Here is a 15,021-nt window from a genome sequence, read left to right as displayed (position 1 = left end):
GACGAATGGCCTCAGGGGAGTCGTGCTCAGCCGTCGAAGACCGCAATTGACCTGCCAGAAAGCCATATTATCTAAAAACTTACATCGTTCCAAAGCCACCCCATCGACACGAACTATCTCGCTCCCTCTTCTCAGGCAAGGGGAATTTGGTATCGCATCCGGATAATTCCTCACACCCGGACCGCACCTTGTTCGATAACAAAAGCACCTGACCGAGAACCGCAGACGGCGGGATCGGAGAGATCGCTCTCCGAGCCCCCGGGCTTGAGCCGGTTCGGTCGCCGTTGCCGGTGGGGAGGACTCCCCCGGCCCGCTCGCGCACGTTCCCAAGGAGGGGAGATTCATGTCCCGATCCGCGCGGCACCAGGGCCCGATCACCCCGCGCTGGGTTCGCGGCCTGCTGACGGGTGCCTTGATGGCCTTCTTCTCCACGAGCTTCGTGGGTTGCGGCCTCGATTACGTATTCCGGAATATCTCGCCGCTGCACCCCACCGGCTGGTCGTTCGCCTTCCCGATCTTCGCGTCTCAACAGGCGCGGTTGGAGCGGGACATGGAGCGTGAGGACCAGATGAAGGTCCCGATCCTCGACCCGATCCCTGGCGAGTTCGCCCCGGCGAGCTGCCTCGACCCGCCCAGCGAGGCCGAGGTCTGGGAGAAGGTTCCCAAGTTCAAGACCGGCTCTCCGGTGTTCTACGAAACCCAGCGGAATAACGTCCGGATCCTGATCGAAAAGATCGGCGAGAAGGTTGACCCCTGCAAGGTCTTCCCCCTGGCCGGACCCTGCCAGCTGGTCCACTGCCACTACAAGTGCTCGGTCTACTTCGACGAGCTGTACTGGGCGGACTACCCGATCCCGTTCAACCACCGGAAGGCTCGAGTCGAGGTGGTGTTCATCGACAAGGATCACCTACGTCGTTGCGGCGGCCCGCCCACGACGTTCCCGCAACCCTGATCGGCCAAGGCCGGTCGGACCCGGGCCCGGCCCTCGACGACGAGGGCCGGGCCGTTCTGATTTCGAAGTCCGAAGGTTCGGCCTCGATCATTCCTTCTCGTCGAAGAAGGGGAAGAGTCGCTTGAGCTCCTCCTTCGACGGCTGTGACCCGTATTCGCAGACCTCGAACGCCTCGGCGGCCTTGACCTCCTTGGCCTTCTCCTCGCCCAGCAAATCGGTCATCAGCGGGCGGAACTTCTCGGCCGTCGCCCCGGCCCGCTTGCCGACCCACCCGAGGGTCCATGCCATCCGCTCTTCCTTCCCCTTGGGCACCTGGTCCTCGTAGCCCGAGAGCCAGGGGTTCCACTCGTAGAACTGCGACTCCAGGGCATCCATGGCCGCAGCCTTGAGGTCGAGGGTCGGGTCGATCGGCACCACGACGTCGGGCTCGAACGGGTTGGGCTTCTTGAAACCGTCCTCGGAGTAAAGGAAGACCGGGTTCTTCCGGAGTGCGGGGACGTCGGGGCAGAAGTTGGGCACGATCACCATGAACGCGGCGTCCTGGACCAGGATGCCGGTATAGCGATGGTCGGGGTGATAATCGTTGGGCCGGGGGGTGATGACGATGTCGGCCTTCCACTCGCGGATCAGGCGGGTGATCGTCCGTCGATTCTCCAGGGTCGGCAACAACTCCCCGTCGTGATTGTCGAGCACCTCCGAAGTAACGCCCAGGATCTCGCCGCACCGCTTGACCTCGGCGATCCTCCGACGGGCCAGGATCCCGCCGGCCATCTGATGGTGGCCGATGTCGCCATTGGTGGTGGCGACGAACTTGACCTTGTGGCCGAGCTTGGCCCATCGGGCGGCCGTCCCGCCGGCGTCCAGCTCGCAGTCGTCGGGATGAGCCCCGAAGACGATCACGCGGATCGGTTCCTCGGACCGGCTCGTCCCCGACGAGGCCACGAGGAACAGACCGGCGAGGGCCCACAGGAGGAGTCGGATGGTCAAACTGGCTCGTCTCATCGGGTGCTTCCTATCGGAGAAGTTTCGGTGGGTGGGCAAAGAGGGCACCATACCCGAGCCGAGGGGCCGGACCAAGGCTCGGGCGGTCGAGTCGCCGAGCGGGGTGGCCTCGAAACCGGCCCATCGGCGATAATCCGGTCGAAGATCCGTCGCGAGCCCGAGGGGAGATCATCCAATGGCGATCGCCGAAGCACTCATGACCGCTCAGGAATTCGGTCGGAGGCCCGATCCCGGCCATCCGGAAGAACTCGTGCAGGGAAGGATTGTCGACCTGCCTCCGCCCGACCGAAGACATGGATACGTTTGCTCCCGGGCGAACTACCTTCTCAAGATATTCCTTGATGGACGTGACCTTGGTCGGGTGATGAGCAACGACTCGGGGGTGATCACCGAACGTAACCCCGACACCGTCCGGGGAGCGGACGTTGCCTTCTACAGTTACGCCCGACTCCCCAAGGGCCCGCTGCCGTCGGGATACGGTCCCGAAGTCCCCGAACTCGTCTTCGAAGTCCGATCATCGAGCGACCGCTGGCGGGAGATCCTGGAGAAGGTTGCGGAGTACCTGAAGGCCGGCGTCCTGGTCGTGGTGGTCCTCGACCCCGAACCCCAGGTGGCGCACGTCTTCGGCGTCGACGAACCTCCGAGGAAGTTGGGGGCGACGGACGAGTTAACCTTGCCCGGCATCCTGGAAGGCTTTCAGGTCCGCGTGGGTCGCTTCTTCGAGTAGACGATCTACTCCCCGAGTCGCGTCACCGGGGCCGATCTACCCCAACGATGAGCAAGAAGGCCAGGGGGTCATCTCAATCGCGGGCGAGCCGCAGCTTTTTAAGGCAGAAGATCCGCGTTCCCACCGCTTGCTCGCGGAGTCGGCCTCGATTTAAAATCGACGGACATGAGAACTCCGAATCGACGAGACGTCCGATCGGTTTCGATCCGGGCCCTGGCCCTGGGTTTGGCGACCTTCGGCCCGCTGTTCCCGGGGATGCCGCGGTCCGTAGTAGGGCAGGCCCAGCCTCGGCTCGAGTCGATCGCGCGGCCCGACGAACCTTCGGTCTATGGTCGGATCGTCGGGGATCCGGTGGCCGGATTCCGGTTCGAGCCGACGGGGGGCGGGCCATTGGTCCCGCTGGAGGACGCGGGCCCGGTGACGTTCGACGGCCCGGGGGCCGACGCGACCCAGGGCTACCCCCCGATGCGAGTCCGGCTGGGGCTCGACCAGCAGATCTCGGGCCGTCTCAAGGAGGTCGAGGACCGGGCGATCCGCCTGGAAGACGGGCCGGGGGGACTTCCCGTGATCGTCGCCCGGGGCGGGGCGGCCGAGTTGGCCCAGAGGCCGGGCGAATTGCTGGTCCTCCAGGAAGGATTCGAGTCGCTGGACCCCGGTCGATGGACCGAGGTCGGCGAGCCCTCGATCGTCGACGAGCCTCGGGTGGCGGGCCTGAAGAGCCTGAGGCTAGCGGCCGGAGGCTCGGCAGTGACGCATCGGCTGATCGACCCGGTGGGCTCCGGGCGGCTGGAGTTGGCGTTCCACGACTCGGGCCGGGTGGTTGCCGGCCAGCAATGGTTCGTCGACCTCCTCTTCCGCGGGGCCAATGGGGATGTGACCGTCCGTGCGGTGATCGACTGTGCCGAGGAAAGCCTGGGGGTGCTCTCCCGGAACGGGCCGGCTTTGGCGGTCCAGCGGCTTGCCCGGAAGCCGGGCTGGCACCGGTTGGGCGTCCGGTTCGGGCCGGAGGTCGAGCTGGCAGTGGACGGCAACGAGCTGGCCCACGGCCGGGGCCCGGGCGGCCCGCTGATCGAGATCCGGCTCGCCAACCAGACCTCGGGCCAGGGCGAGATCCCCAACGATCTGGCCGTCCACTTCGACGACCTTCGCCTCGTCCGCCTGGCCGAGCCGGTCGGCGGGCTGGAGGTCGCCCCCAAGCTCGACGACGTCCGGCTGATCGACGGCGACCAGCTCTTCGGCCAGCTCAAGGCCGCCGACGCCAACACCTTGACCCTGCTCGTCGACGGGCGGGAGATCGGCCTCTCCTGGACCGAGGTCTCCTCGGTCCGCTTCCGCCGGTCTCCCGAGCAATCCCGGCCGATCCAGGGTCTGCTCGCCCGGGTCGAGTGGCGATCCGGGCCCGGCAACGACCCCAGGGACCTCGACCGGGCTGAAGGGGCCTTGATTGCGATCCGGGACGATTCGATCACCCTGGCCACGCCCTATGCCGGCGACCTGACCATCCCCCGGGATCGTCTCCAGAGCCTCCGGGCCCTAAACCGCGCCACCCGGATCGTGATCGACCCCTCATCTCATCACCTCGGCGATAACATCACCCTGGATCCTGCGCTCGACCCGCCCCTGTCCGAGGGGGGGGTCCTGGAACGCAGCTTCACCCTGGAGAAGATCCCCGGAGGATCGGCGGCCTTCGTCCTCGATGTCGTCGACGTCGTCAGCGAGGCCAACAGCCCCGAGTTCGCCAAGGAACTCCGCAACGGAGAACTCCGGACCAACTTGAAGCTCAACGGCCAGCCGGTCGACTTCCTCAATCGCCACATCATGACGCGGAACGAGACCCCCGAGCGCATCCGCCTGGCAATCCCCGAGGGGTTGATCCGGCCCGGCGAGAATATCCTGCGAATCGAGCAGGTCGGCAAGGCCGACTCCCCCCAGGTCCTCGACGATATCGGCATTCAGACCATCGCCGTGGAATTCTCGGCGGAGTCGGCCAAACCGTGAGTGGACGAAGGGAACTCGACTTCGGCCAGGGGTGGCCCTGCCGATGAAACCAAGGCCGGCAGGGCCATCCCTGCTTCATCCGACGACCAGGCACAGCCCTTGAACATCCTGACTCGAAGCCTGGTCCGTCACGCCCACGCGATCGCCCGCGAGGTCTCGGCTCGCGCGGTCCTGCTCTCGGCCGACGTGATCGAAGAGGAGGAACACCTCGTCGACATGATCGAGGTCGTCGGCTTCCGGGTGATCTTGGTGACGCGCCGGGCCGAGGTCCGGGTCCCCGACGGATGGGGCGAGTACTGCCAGGTGGTCCGGATCCCCGACGTGGCGATGACTCGCGTCGGCCAGATCAAGATCGCCACGCTGGTGGCCGCCGCCGAAGGGCTCATCACTCAAGGAGATCGGATCGTCTGCGTGACCGGGCTGGACCGGTCGGGGACGATCGACACGGTGATCGTCCTCGACCTCGGCCATGAGCTCGAGATGTTCGGCGGGGCTACCGCCGAACCCCTCCCGGCCGGGGTGGCGCCCGCAGTCTTCCAGAGGCTCCTGACCGTGGCCAGCGAGCTTGGCCTGGAGGGCCGCGAAGGGCGTCCGGTCGGCTGCCTTTTCGTCCTGGGGGATAGCGAGGCCGTGCTCGTCCAGAGTCGTCAGCTCGTCATTAATCCGTTCCGGGGCTACCCCGAGGAAGAGCGAAACATCCTCGATTCGAGGCTGGAAGAGACCATCAAGGAATTCTCCGCGATCGACGGGGCGTTCATCGTCCGGGGCGATGGCGTGCTCCTGAGCGCGGGGCGTTATCTGGTCCCCGTGGCGAAGCTGGAAGAGCCCCTGGCCCAGGGCCTGGGGACCCGCCACGAAGCCGCGGCCGCCGTGACCGTCAACACCAACGCCCTGGCCCTCTGCGTCTCGCAATCGACCGGCACCGTCTCGATCTTCCGTCGAGGGCGGCTGCTCACCGACATCCAGAAGCCCCGAGGACGTCACGGCGACGTCCTCTGAACTCGATCCAACCTCCCCCAAAGGACCTCCATGTCTAGCCTCCTGCTCGTGCTGGGCTCGCTGGCCTTTCCCTCGATCGTCGGGCCCGAGGACCCACCACGCCCCTATCAGTTCATCTCGACGGAGGCCGATGACGTCAGCGTGACGGGCCTCAACGAGCGCGGCGATATCACCGGCTTCGAGTGGGTCGAGGACGACAAATATCCCGGCGTGATCGGCCAGAGGCCGTTCTTCCTGCGGGGCCAGTCCAAGGTCGTCCTGCCGCTCCTGAAGGGCTACACCGCGACCTTCCCGGCCGCGGTCAGCGACGACGGCATCGTCGTGGGGCACGCGGGCAAGCCCTCCACCCCGGGGGCCCCCGTCCCGATGAGAAACCAGGCGTTCCTCTGGGACGAGGCCGGCGGGATCCGGGGCCTCGGCACGTTGCCGGGCGACGCATCCTCCTTCGCCTCCGGGGTCACGCGCGACGGCAAGCGTATCAGCGGCTTCTCCGTGGGCGCCAACCGATCCCGGGCCTGCGTCTGGGATCGAGTCGGCGACGAATGGAAGGCGACCGCCCTGCCCCAGTCCGGCCCGCTCGGCTCCCAGGTCGTCCCGATCAGCGGCGACGGCCGATTCGTCGCCGGGGTGGACGGTTCGATCCCCTGCCTCTGGAGCCGGACGGAGGACGGCCGATGGTCCCGCGAGGACTTCGGGACTCCCAGCTCGCTCATCCCTCGGGGTGTCAACAACTCGGGCACGGTGGTCGGGCTTCGCTACCCGGACGACGGCACCAGGCGAGCCGTGCTCTGGACCCGAGACGGCGGCCTCAAGACGCTGGATCTGCCGACGGGCTATGCCCGGTCGGAGGCGATGGCCGTCAATGACTCGGGCGTGATCGTCGGGATGGTCGACGGACCCAACGGGTCGGACATCGGCCCCGACGCGTTCCTCTTCGAGAACGGCCACCTCCGCCTGATCCGCGAGGGAGGCCCCAACCTGGTCGGGGCGACCGCCATCAACAATCATCGCCAGATCGCCGGGACGACGGAGAAGGCCGAGGAGGAGGAGAAGCCCAGGCCCGATCCGACCAAGCCCTGAGGCAACCCGCCTCGAACCGACGCCGAGCCTTCGAGATCCATCAGGGCAAGCCCGGCGGACCTCGAAGGCTCGATGTCACCTACCCAGGCGCGGGTGGCCGGCTCACTGCCCCTTGTTGATCTGGTCGAAGTAGCCTCGGATGTGCTTCTCGACGCTCTTGGGGATCTTCTGATTGGTCAGGGCATCGGCGGCCGAGCCGGCGTTGGTCTCGATCTCGCCCTGGATCGAGATGGTCGAGAGCCCCTTGGACTGGGTGGTCGGCGGGGCGGTCCCCTCGATTACCGCGGCCCCCTTGGTGTACTGATTCTTGGATCGGGTGTTGTAAGAGGCGGTATCGTCGGGGGCCTCGGCCCGGTCGCCATCGCCGATCCCTCGATTGCCCATGCCGTCGCCCTGGTTCCGACGATTGGTGTTCTGACCGAGCTGGTTGAAGCCGTCGCCGAACTGGTTCATCCCGTCCTGACCTTCGCCGTTCATGCCATTCTTGGCATCCTGGAGTTCGGCCAGGGCCGAGTCGAGCGACTGAAGCTCGGCAAGTTCCTGCGCCATCTTCTGGAGCTGCTGCTCGCTCATCCCCAGGGCTTCGGCGGCCTTCTTGGCGTCCCCCTTCTCCATGGCCTCGCCGGCCTTGGCCAGTTGCTGGGCCATCTTCTGGAGCTTCTCCAGGTTCTTGGACTGGTCGTTCAGCTTGGCCATCTCCTTGTCGAACTGCTCCTGCGAGAGCCCGCCGTTCTTCTTGGCCTCTTCCAGTTGCTTCTTGCGTTCGTCGAGGTTCGCCAGCTTCTGGAGCTGCTGGCTCATCTCCTGGATCTGCTTCTTGAGATCCTCCTTCTCCTTCTCGGACATCTTGCCCGAGAGGAGCTTATCCTTGAGCTGCTTCATCTCGTTGGAAGCCTTCTCGAAGTCCCCTTTCGACAGGGCCTTGTTGAAGTCGTCGGCCGGGCCGTTGCTGGACATCTCCTTGAGCTGCTGGAGCTGGCGGTTGACCTGCTCGGGCGAGCCGAGTTGCTTCTGCCGGTCCTTCAGGGCGTCGGTGAGCTTGTTCAGCTCCATCATCGCCTTGTCTTTCTGGGCGGGCGGGGCCTTGGCCAGTTCGTTGGCGGCCTTCTCGACCTCGGCCAGGAGCCGCTCGGCCTCGGCGAACTTCTGCTTGTCCATCTGCTTGCGTTGCTCGGCCATCTTCCGGCCGAGGGTCTCCGACGACTTGACGACCGCCTTGGCGTCGGCCTTGGTGGTCGTCGACGCCTTGGCGATCGCGGCCGCTTGCCTCGACCATTCGGGGACCAGTGTGATGACCCCCGCCAGGAGGACCGGGACGATCGGAACCCAGGCGCGTCGGGGGATCGAGAGCCCGAACCGGTCGGTCACGTCGAGATCGGCCACATGTCGGATCGCGTCGGAGATCAGGGCCCGGCCGGCGTGTGTCTCGCGGAGGTTCTCGGGGAGCGTCAGGGCGGTGCTCAGCCGCTCATTGAGCCCGAAGGCCCGATCGAGGGCCACCGCCGCGTCGGTCCGATCCGGCCCCGTAAACGCCGCGATCAGCCCGGCGACGACCAGCGAAAGCCCGCCGGCGATCGCGAACGGCCACCAGGACGCCCCCGGGACCGGGACCTGCCCCAGCTTCTCGACCCCCAGGACCACCGTCGCCAGCGCCAGGCCCGCCGCAAGGCACCAGACCGTCGAGGTCAGGAACCGCTGCAACCGCAACCGACGCCAGACCCGCCCGATCGGCTTGTCCAACTCTTTCACGGCTCGACCTCCCTCATCGACGACCTCGATCGAAATCCGGGCCCAAACTTTCTTCACTATAGACAACCGTCGAACCGCCAGCAAGTGCCAAGTCCGAACGATTTCGGGCTCGAAGGAACCGTCCTGGTGGATCGCGTGCTCTGGATGGGTCCGTTCCGCCGAAGAAGGGAGACTCGCCAGGAGAACACCATTCCCCCATCCCCTTCATCCAAAACATCTTACAAATCTCGCCGGGTCACCAAATGGGTTCGTTCCGGCATATCTCGTCCCAAGAAGTAGGTTCGTTCCCACGCCAAAAATGGGTTCGTTCCCACGCCAAGAATGGGTTCGTTCCGATGTAGAGTATCGCGCGTGAAGTCCTATTGTCATCCGATGTCAAGCCTTGGCGGACGAGGAGGTTTGGCCGAATTTGGGCGTTCAACACGAAAGCGTTTCCCTGAGAGTTTCGGGGATTCGTGACCGGAATTATCACACGCATTGCACGCTTCAGCTCGGAATCTGAAGCGGCCCGTCGAGTGAGAGTCGGTATCAATCTAGGCACGCCGTTCGCGATTCTCTAGTACTCCCGATCGTATCATCCAAACAACCCTCTACGCGTTAAGGATTATCAATATCACCATCAAATCCAACATCAGAAAGACGCTTTGGCTTGCCCCTGAAGAGATCGGTCCGGGCTGAGACCCTGGCGGGAAAGCTCGGCCCCCAAGTCGAAAGACGCCCACGAGTCGTCCGAGGAAGGCGAAAATACTGACACAGATTATTCACCGACACCGATTTTACGCGCGGACGCACGGAGCAACTCGGCCGATGGAATTCCTCGACGAGTCCTGGGGCCGTCATCATCCGCCGGTAGGGCGACTGGGCTTGTCGGATCCGGTAGACTGGCACTATGAGGCCCGAGATCACTCAACTCCTGGATGCCGCCGCGACCGGTGACCGGCGAGCCACGGCTCAGCTCCTCCCGCTCGTCTATGACGAGTTGCGGAAACTCGCCGCTGCTCGCATGGCCGCCGAGTCTCCCGTCCAGACACTTCAGCCGACGGCCCTTGTCCACGAGGCGTACCTCCGGCTTGTCGATCCCGCCGGCGAGATCCGTTGGGAGAATCGAGGGCACTTCTTCGCGGCGGCCGCGGAAGCGATGCGTCGAATCCTGGTCGACGCCGCCCGTAGGAAGCGGACCGAGAAACACGGCGGCCGCCATCGCCGGGTCGTTCTCCCCGATGTCCCGGCCGAGCTTGGGGCAGCGGACGAGCGACTGCTCGCCCTCGATGCCGCCCTCACCCGTTTTGCCGCCGAGGATCCGGTCGCCTGCCGGCTGGTCGAACTCCGCCACTTCGCCGGGCTGTCGATCGAGGACGCGGCCGCCGCTCTCGGGCTGTCCCGTGCAAGCGCTTACCGCCACTGGACCTACGCCCGGGCCTGGCTCCGAGACGCCATCTCCGAGGCCGATTCGACCTGAACGACGTGATTTTCCGGATTGGTTGAGACAACCGGAGCGGGTTCTCGCATTGATGGTGGAACCCTAACCCGGAGTGACCATGCCGACCGACCCGAATCGCGTCAAGGATATCTTCCTCGAGGCCGCCGCGCGGCCGGATGAAACCGCCCGGGTCGCTTACTTGGAGCGTGCCTGCGGGGGCGATGCCGCGCTGCGGGATCGGGTCGAGGTACTGCTCCGTTCCCATGACGCATCCGGCAGTTTCCTCGGCTCGCCCGCGGCAGCATCGGCCGACCTGGAGACGATGGCGTTCGCCTCGTCCTCCACCGGGGAAGACCAGCACATCACCCTCCCCGACGAGGATTGTGAAGGGCTGCACTTCCTCATGCCGTCCACCCGCCCCGATTCGCTCGGCCGGATCGGGCATTACGAAGTCCTCGAAGTCCTCGGGAGGGGCGGATTCGGCATCGTCTTCCGCGCCTTCGATGAGGTGCTCCATCGCGTGGTGGCGATCAAGGTGCTGGCCCCGCAAATGGCGGCCACCTCTCCCGCCCGCAAGCGGTTCCTGCGAGAGGCTCGCTCGTCGGCCAAGGTCCGCCACGAGAACGTCGTCCAGGTGTACGCGGTCGAGGAGCTGCCGCTGCCGTACCTGGCAATGGAGTTCATCCCCGGAGAGACGCTCCAGCAGCGGCTCGATCGCACCGGCCCGCTGGAGACGGCGGAGGTCCTGAAGATCGGGCGGCAGATCGCCGAGGGCCTGGCCGCCGCGCACGACGAGGGGCTGATTCACCGCGACATCAAGCCGGGAAACATCCTGATTGAGGCGGGCCCGAACCAGCACGTCAAGATCACCGACTTCGGGCTGGCCCGGGCGGCGGACGACGCCAGCATGACCCAATCCGGGGTCGTGGCGGGGACGCCGATGTACATGGCGCCGGAACAGGCATATGGCGATAAACTCGACCATCGGGCCGATCTGTTCAGCCTCGGCAGTGTGCTCTACACGATGTGCTCGGGACGGCCGCCGTTCCGGGCGAATAGCACGCTCGCGGTACTCAAACGGGTGACCGAGGATACGCCGCGGCCCATTAGGGATATCATCCCCGAGGTGCCGCAATGGGTCTGCGACATCATCTCCCGCCTGCAAGCCAAGAACCCGGACGATCGCATCGCCACGGCCCGTGAGGTGGCAGACCTGCTGGCGCGTGGCCTGGCGGCGAGCCCGCGTCCCGGGAGCCTTGCTTCAGTCCCGGAGGTCCGGCCGGTCGGGATCGAGAAGAAGGCCGTCGAGAGCGAGGCGCTTGAACCGACCGTGCAACTCGCGATTCCCGGGCGGGCGATCCGGATGCGGTCCCGCAAGCGCCTCTGGGCCGCCACCGCGGCCCTGCTCCTGATAACGCTCGCGAGCTTCGGGTTCACGGAGGCGACGGGCGTCACCGATTTCCACGGCACGGTCATTCGCCTGCTCTCCGCGGAGGGTACGCTGGTCGTCGAGGTCGACGACCCCGGAGTCAGCGTCAAGATCGACGGCTCGGACATCGTCATCACGGGCGCGGGGGTCAGGGAGCTTCGCATGAAGCCCGGCAGCCATTCGATCGAGGCCCGCAAGGATGGCAAGGTCGTGAGCCAGGAATTGGTCACCGTCGCGAAGAACGGCCGGCAAGTCGTGCGGGTCAGCCGAGAGGGCTCGCCATCGGTTGCGAAGACCCTTCCGCATGCGAGGCCATCTCCACGGTCCGTCGACGAGTCCGCCTGGGAGCGTATCGTGGCCGCACTCTCGGCGGCCGAGCAGGTGAAGGCCGTGCGCGCTCGCTTGAAGGAGCTCAATCCCGGCTTCGACGGAGCCGTCGCGCCCACCATCGAGAAGGGTGTTGTGAGGGGACTGGAGTTCAACGCGGATGACGTGAGCGACATCTCGCCGCTGCGCGTGCTGACCAAGTTGAGGACCCTCAATTGTTCCGGCACCGGAGACCGCCAGGGGCTCCTGACGGACCTCTCGCCGCTGAGCGGGTTGCCCCTGACGAGCCTGAACGTCTCCAAGAGTCAGCTGGTCGACCTCTCCCCGCTGAGGGGCATGCCCTTGACGGAATTTATGTGCTACGGCACGCTTGTCGACGACCTGTCGCCGCTGGAGGGCATGAAGCTCAGGGTCCTGAACTTTGTGGGCACGAAGGTTTACGACCTCTCCCCGCTAAACGGGATGCCGCTGGAGAATCTGGACCTCGGCGGAACGAATGTCGGAGACCTGACGGGCCTCGCGGGAATGAGGCTGCGGGAATTATCCCTCGAGGGCACGAAGATTTCCGACCTTTCGCCCGTGAAGCGGATGCCGCTCACGTCGATCAATCTGTCCGGCACGCCGGTCTCCGACCTATCGCCGCTCAAGGGCATGGAGCTCAACTTCATCCACCTCGGCGGCACGCAGGTCTCCGACCTGTCGCCATTGAATGGGATGCCCCTGACCCACCTCAACTGCGATGGCTCCAAGGTGGACGACGGGAGCTTATCTCAGATCAAGGGCTGCAAGGACCTGAACCTTCTCATCCTGGACAACACGCAGGTGAGCGACGATGGGCTGCTCCACCTGAAAGACTTGAGGAAGCTGAAGCGGCTCAATTTGGTCAACACCAAGGTGTCCGACCTTTCGCCACTGACAGACCTTTCGCTCGAAGAGATCCGCCTCAACCCCACGAGCATCAGCCCCAAGGGCCTGGATTCTCTCCGCGACATGAAGAGCCTCAAGACCATCGGTACCGACTGGAACCAGGCCTGGCCCGCGGGGGAGTTCTGGGCTCGCTACGACAAGGGGGAGTTCAAGTGAGTCGCCTGGCGACGGCATCCTGGTGTCTCTCGAGCGCGAGCCGGATGTCTTTGGGACGATTGGCCATCCCGTGCGTCGCCCAATTCTCGATCTCCTCGTCGAGGCCGACCGAGGCCGTATGACCGCATCACGCGGAAAGAAATCAGGAAAGAGATCGGTGTCGTTCAGGAGGGGTGACCCCGAGGATTCGATGATTCGGGAGGGGAATCGGAGGCTCATAGGAGTAATAGTTGAGGGTGATCCTCGGCCCGGATAGAATTCTCCGAGGATCACTCGAAGTGATCGGCGAATATCCGGCTCGAAGCATCATGCCTCTTCTCGCCCGGTCGCGTGCGGCGGAATCAGCGATCGCTCGACCCCTGGTCGAATGGTAGGACGGACGCTGAAATGAGATCCAAGTCGCACACGACCGGGCTCCGGGGGTATGGGGTCGCCCTACTGGCGGTCGTCCTCGCCCTCCTGGCCAGCCATGCGACCTGGCCGATCTCCCGGTCCACGCCCTGGGTCTTCTCCTTCGCCGCGGTCATCCTGACCGCCTGGTACGGCGGCCAGCGATCGAGCCTCATCGCGACGGCCGGATTGACCGTGCTCGGTCGCTATTACTTCATGACCCCCTACCACTCGCTCCGGCTCGAGCGCGACGACCTGGTCCTGCTCCTCCTCTTCATCGGGGTCTCGATCATCATCGGTCAGCTCGTCGCGGCCAGACGTCGGGCCGAGGACCACGAGCGGGCCGAACGGCGGCGGTTCCAGGCGACCGTGACGAGCATCGGGGACGCCGTCATCGCCACCGACGCCCAGGGCCGGGTCAGTTTCATGAACGGGGTGGCCGAGGAGTTGACCGGCTGGCAGCTCGCCGAGGCGAAGGGAAGTCCGCTCGAAGGGGTGTTCGCGATCGTCAACGGAGATTCGAAGTTGCCGATCCCCAACCCCGTCATGAAAGTGATGGAGACGGGCGAGGTGCAGGAACTCGCCGATCACACCCTGCTCCTCTCACGCGAAGGCATCGAGCGGCCGATCCAGGACAGCGCCTCCCCGATCCGAGACGCCGACGGCGATATCATCGGCGCGGTCCTGATCTTCCGCGACGACACCGAGCGGCGGGCCTACGAGCGACGCCTGATCGAGGACAGCCGACGCAAGGACGAGTTCCTGGCGATGCTGGCACACGAGCTCCGCAACCCGCTCGCCGCGATCAAGTCGGCCGTCAACCTCCTCGGGACGCCCGAGGCCGCCGATCACCATGCCTGGGGTCGCGAGGTCCTCAACCGGCAGGTGGGCAACCTGACCTACCTCCTGGACGACCTCCTGGACGTCGCGCGGATCGCCCGAGGGCGGGTGGTCCTCCGCAAAGAGTCGATCGACCTGGCCGAGACCATCGACAATGCCGTCGCCTCGGTCGGATACCTGCTCGAAGAGCGGGATCATCGGGCCGAGGTCGTCATCGCCGAGGGGGTGGATCGGCTGGAGGCCGACCCGGTCCGCCTGGAACAGATCCTGGTCAACCTGATCAGCAACGCCGCCCGATACACCCCTTCCGGCGGGCTCATTCGGATCTCCGCCGATCGCGAAGGCGAACGGATCGCCCTCCGGGTGGAGGACAATGGATCGGGCATCCCGATCGGGCGATTGGCCACGATCTTCGAGCCGTTCACCCAGGGAGAGCGCACCTTGGATCGGGCCGAAGGTGGGCTGGGGATCGGCCTGACGATCGTCAAGCATCTGGCGGAGCTTCACGGAGGGACCGTCACCGCGACCAGCCCCGGGCCTGGCCTCGGGAGCGTCTTCACGCTCCGCCTGCCGGCCTCCGAGCCGGCCAGGCCGGCCTCGGAGCGGCCCGTCGTCACGCCGCTCCCCCCCGCGCCGACGCCGGTGCGAATCACCCGAATCCTCATCATCGACGACAACAAGGATCTCGCCCGGAGCCTGGCCAGGCTCCTGAAGCTCATGGGCCACGAGGTGAAGCTCGCCCACGACGGCCCCGAGGGGATCGAGGCGGCCCTGGCCTATGAGCCCGACGTCCTCCTGCTCGACATCGGCCTGCCCAACCTCAACGGCTATGAGGTGGCCAGGCAGTTGCGTCTGTCGGAGAATCTCAAGAGGTCCCTCTTCATCGCCATCTCGGGCTACGCCCTGGAAGAGGACCGCCAGCGATCCTCCGCCGTGGGGATCGACCATCACCTGGCCAAGCCCGTGGACATCGGCACCATCGCGAGCCTGATCGGCCAGCCCACCGGGGCGGCATGAGGACGCGT

General features: G+C 65.6%; 10 protein-coding genes. 8 read left to right on the top strand and 2 right to left on the bottom strand.

Annotation, left to right across the window (positions count from 1 at the left end):
* Positions 1 to 343: 343 nt before the first annotated feature.
* The gene (locus P12x_RS03365) at positions 344 to 952 is read left to right on the top strand and encodes a hypothetical protein (protein ID WP_435009419.1); all 609 of its coding nucleotides are present in this window, start codon (positions 344 to 346) and stop codon (positions 950 to 952) included.
* A gap of 87 nt (positions 953 to 1,039) precedes the next feature.
* On the opposite strand, the gene P12x_RS03360 is transcribed toward P12x_RS03365, so the two are convergent.
* Complete coding sequence (locus tag P12x_RS03360; protein ID WP_435009418.1) at positions 1,040 to 1,954, bottom strand: PIG-L deacetylase family protein; 915 nt, start codon at positions 1,952 to 1,954, stop codon at positions 1,040 to 1,042.
* 175 nt (positions 1,955 to 2,129) lie between these two features.
* Here P12x_RS03360 and P12x_RS03355 point away from each other — a divergent pair, with 175 nt between their 5' ends.
* From P12x_RS03355 to P12x_RS03340, 4 genes are all read left to right on the top strand, one after another.
* The gene (locus P12x_RS03355) at positions 2,130 to 2,681 is read left to right on the top strand and encodes a Uma2 family endonuclease (RefSeq protein WP_435009417.1); all 552 of its coding nucleotides are present in this window, start codon (positions 2,130 to 2,132) and stop codon (positions 2,679 to 2,681) included.
* 165 nt (positions 2,682 to 2,846) lie between these two features.
* Positions 2,847 to 4,679 (top strand): hypothetical protein, encoded by a 1,833-nt coding sequence (locus P12x_RS03350; protein ID WP_435009416.1) that lies wholly within the window; start codon positions 2,847 to 2,849, stop codon positions 4,677 to 4,679.
* On the top strand, positions 4,680 to 5,678 hold the full coding sequence (locus tag P12x_RS03345; protein WP_435009415.1) for a DNA integrity scanning protein DisA nucleotide-binding domain protein: 999 nt from the start codon (positions 4,680 to 4,682) through the stop codon (positions 5,676 to 5,678).
* A 30-nt stretch (positions 5,679 to 5,708) separates the two neighbouring features.
* Positions 5,709 to 6,758, top strand: coding sequence for an HAF repeat-containing protein (locus P12x_RS03340; protein WP_435009414.1), 1,050 nt, complete (start codon positions 5,709 to 5,711; stop codon positions 6,756 to 6,758).
* A 102-nt stretch (positions 6,759 to 6,860) separates the two neighbouring features.
* On the opposite strand, the gene P12x_RS03335 is transcribed toward P12x_RS03340, so the two are convergent.
* Positions 6,861 to 8,507, bottom strand: a complete 1,647-nt coding sequence (locus tag P12x_RS03335) for a hypothetical protein (protein WP_435009413.1) — start codon at positions 8,505 to 8,507, stop codon at positions 6,861 to 6,863.
* Positions 8,508 to 9,396: 889 nt separating this feature from the next.
* Here P12x_RS03335 and P12x_RS03330 point away from each other — a divergent pair.
* The 3 genes from P12x_RS03330 to P12x_RS03320 all read left to right on the top strand — a co-directional run bounded on the left by P12x_RS03330 (position 9,397) and on the right by P12x_RS03320 (position 15,013).
* Positions 9,397 to 9,966, top strand: coding sequence for an ECF-type sigma factor (locus P12x_RS03330; RefSeq protein ID WP_435009412.1), 570 nt, complete (start codon positions 9,397 to 9,399; stop codon positions 9,964 to 9,966).
* A 79-nt stretch (positions 9,967 to 10,045) separates the two neighbouring features.
* Entirely contained in the window at positions 10,046 to 12,766 is a 2,721-nt protein-coding gene (locus P12x_RS03325; protein WP_435009411.1) for a protein kinase domain-containing protein, read from the top strand.
* A gap of 387 nt (positions 12,767 to 13,153) precedes the next feature.
* Positions 13,154 to 15,013: an ATP-binding protein gene (locus P12x_RS03320; RefSeq protein WP_435009410.1), complete on the top strand. Its 1,860-nt coding sequence runs from the start codon at positions 13,154 to 13,156 to the stop codon at positions 15,011 to 15,013.
* Positions 15,014 to 15,021: the final 8 nt, after the last annotated feature.

This window comes from Tundrisphaera lichenicola, from assembly GCF_051175385.1.
Classification (GTDB): Bacteria; Planctomycetota; Planctomycetia; order Isosphaerales; family Isosphaeraceae; genus Tundrisphaera; species Tundrisphaera lichenicola.
Note: the sequence above shows the minus strand (reverse complement) of the source record. Positions and strands in the feature narration are given on the sequence as shown.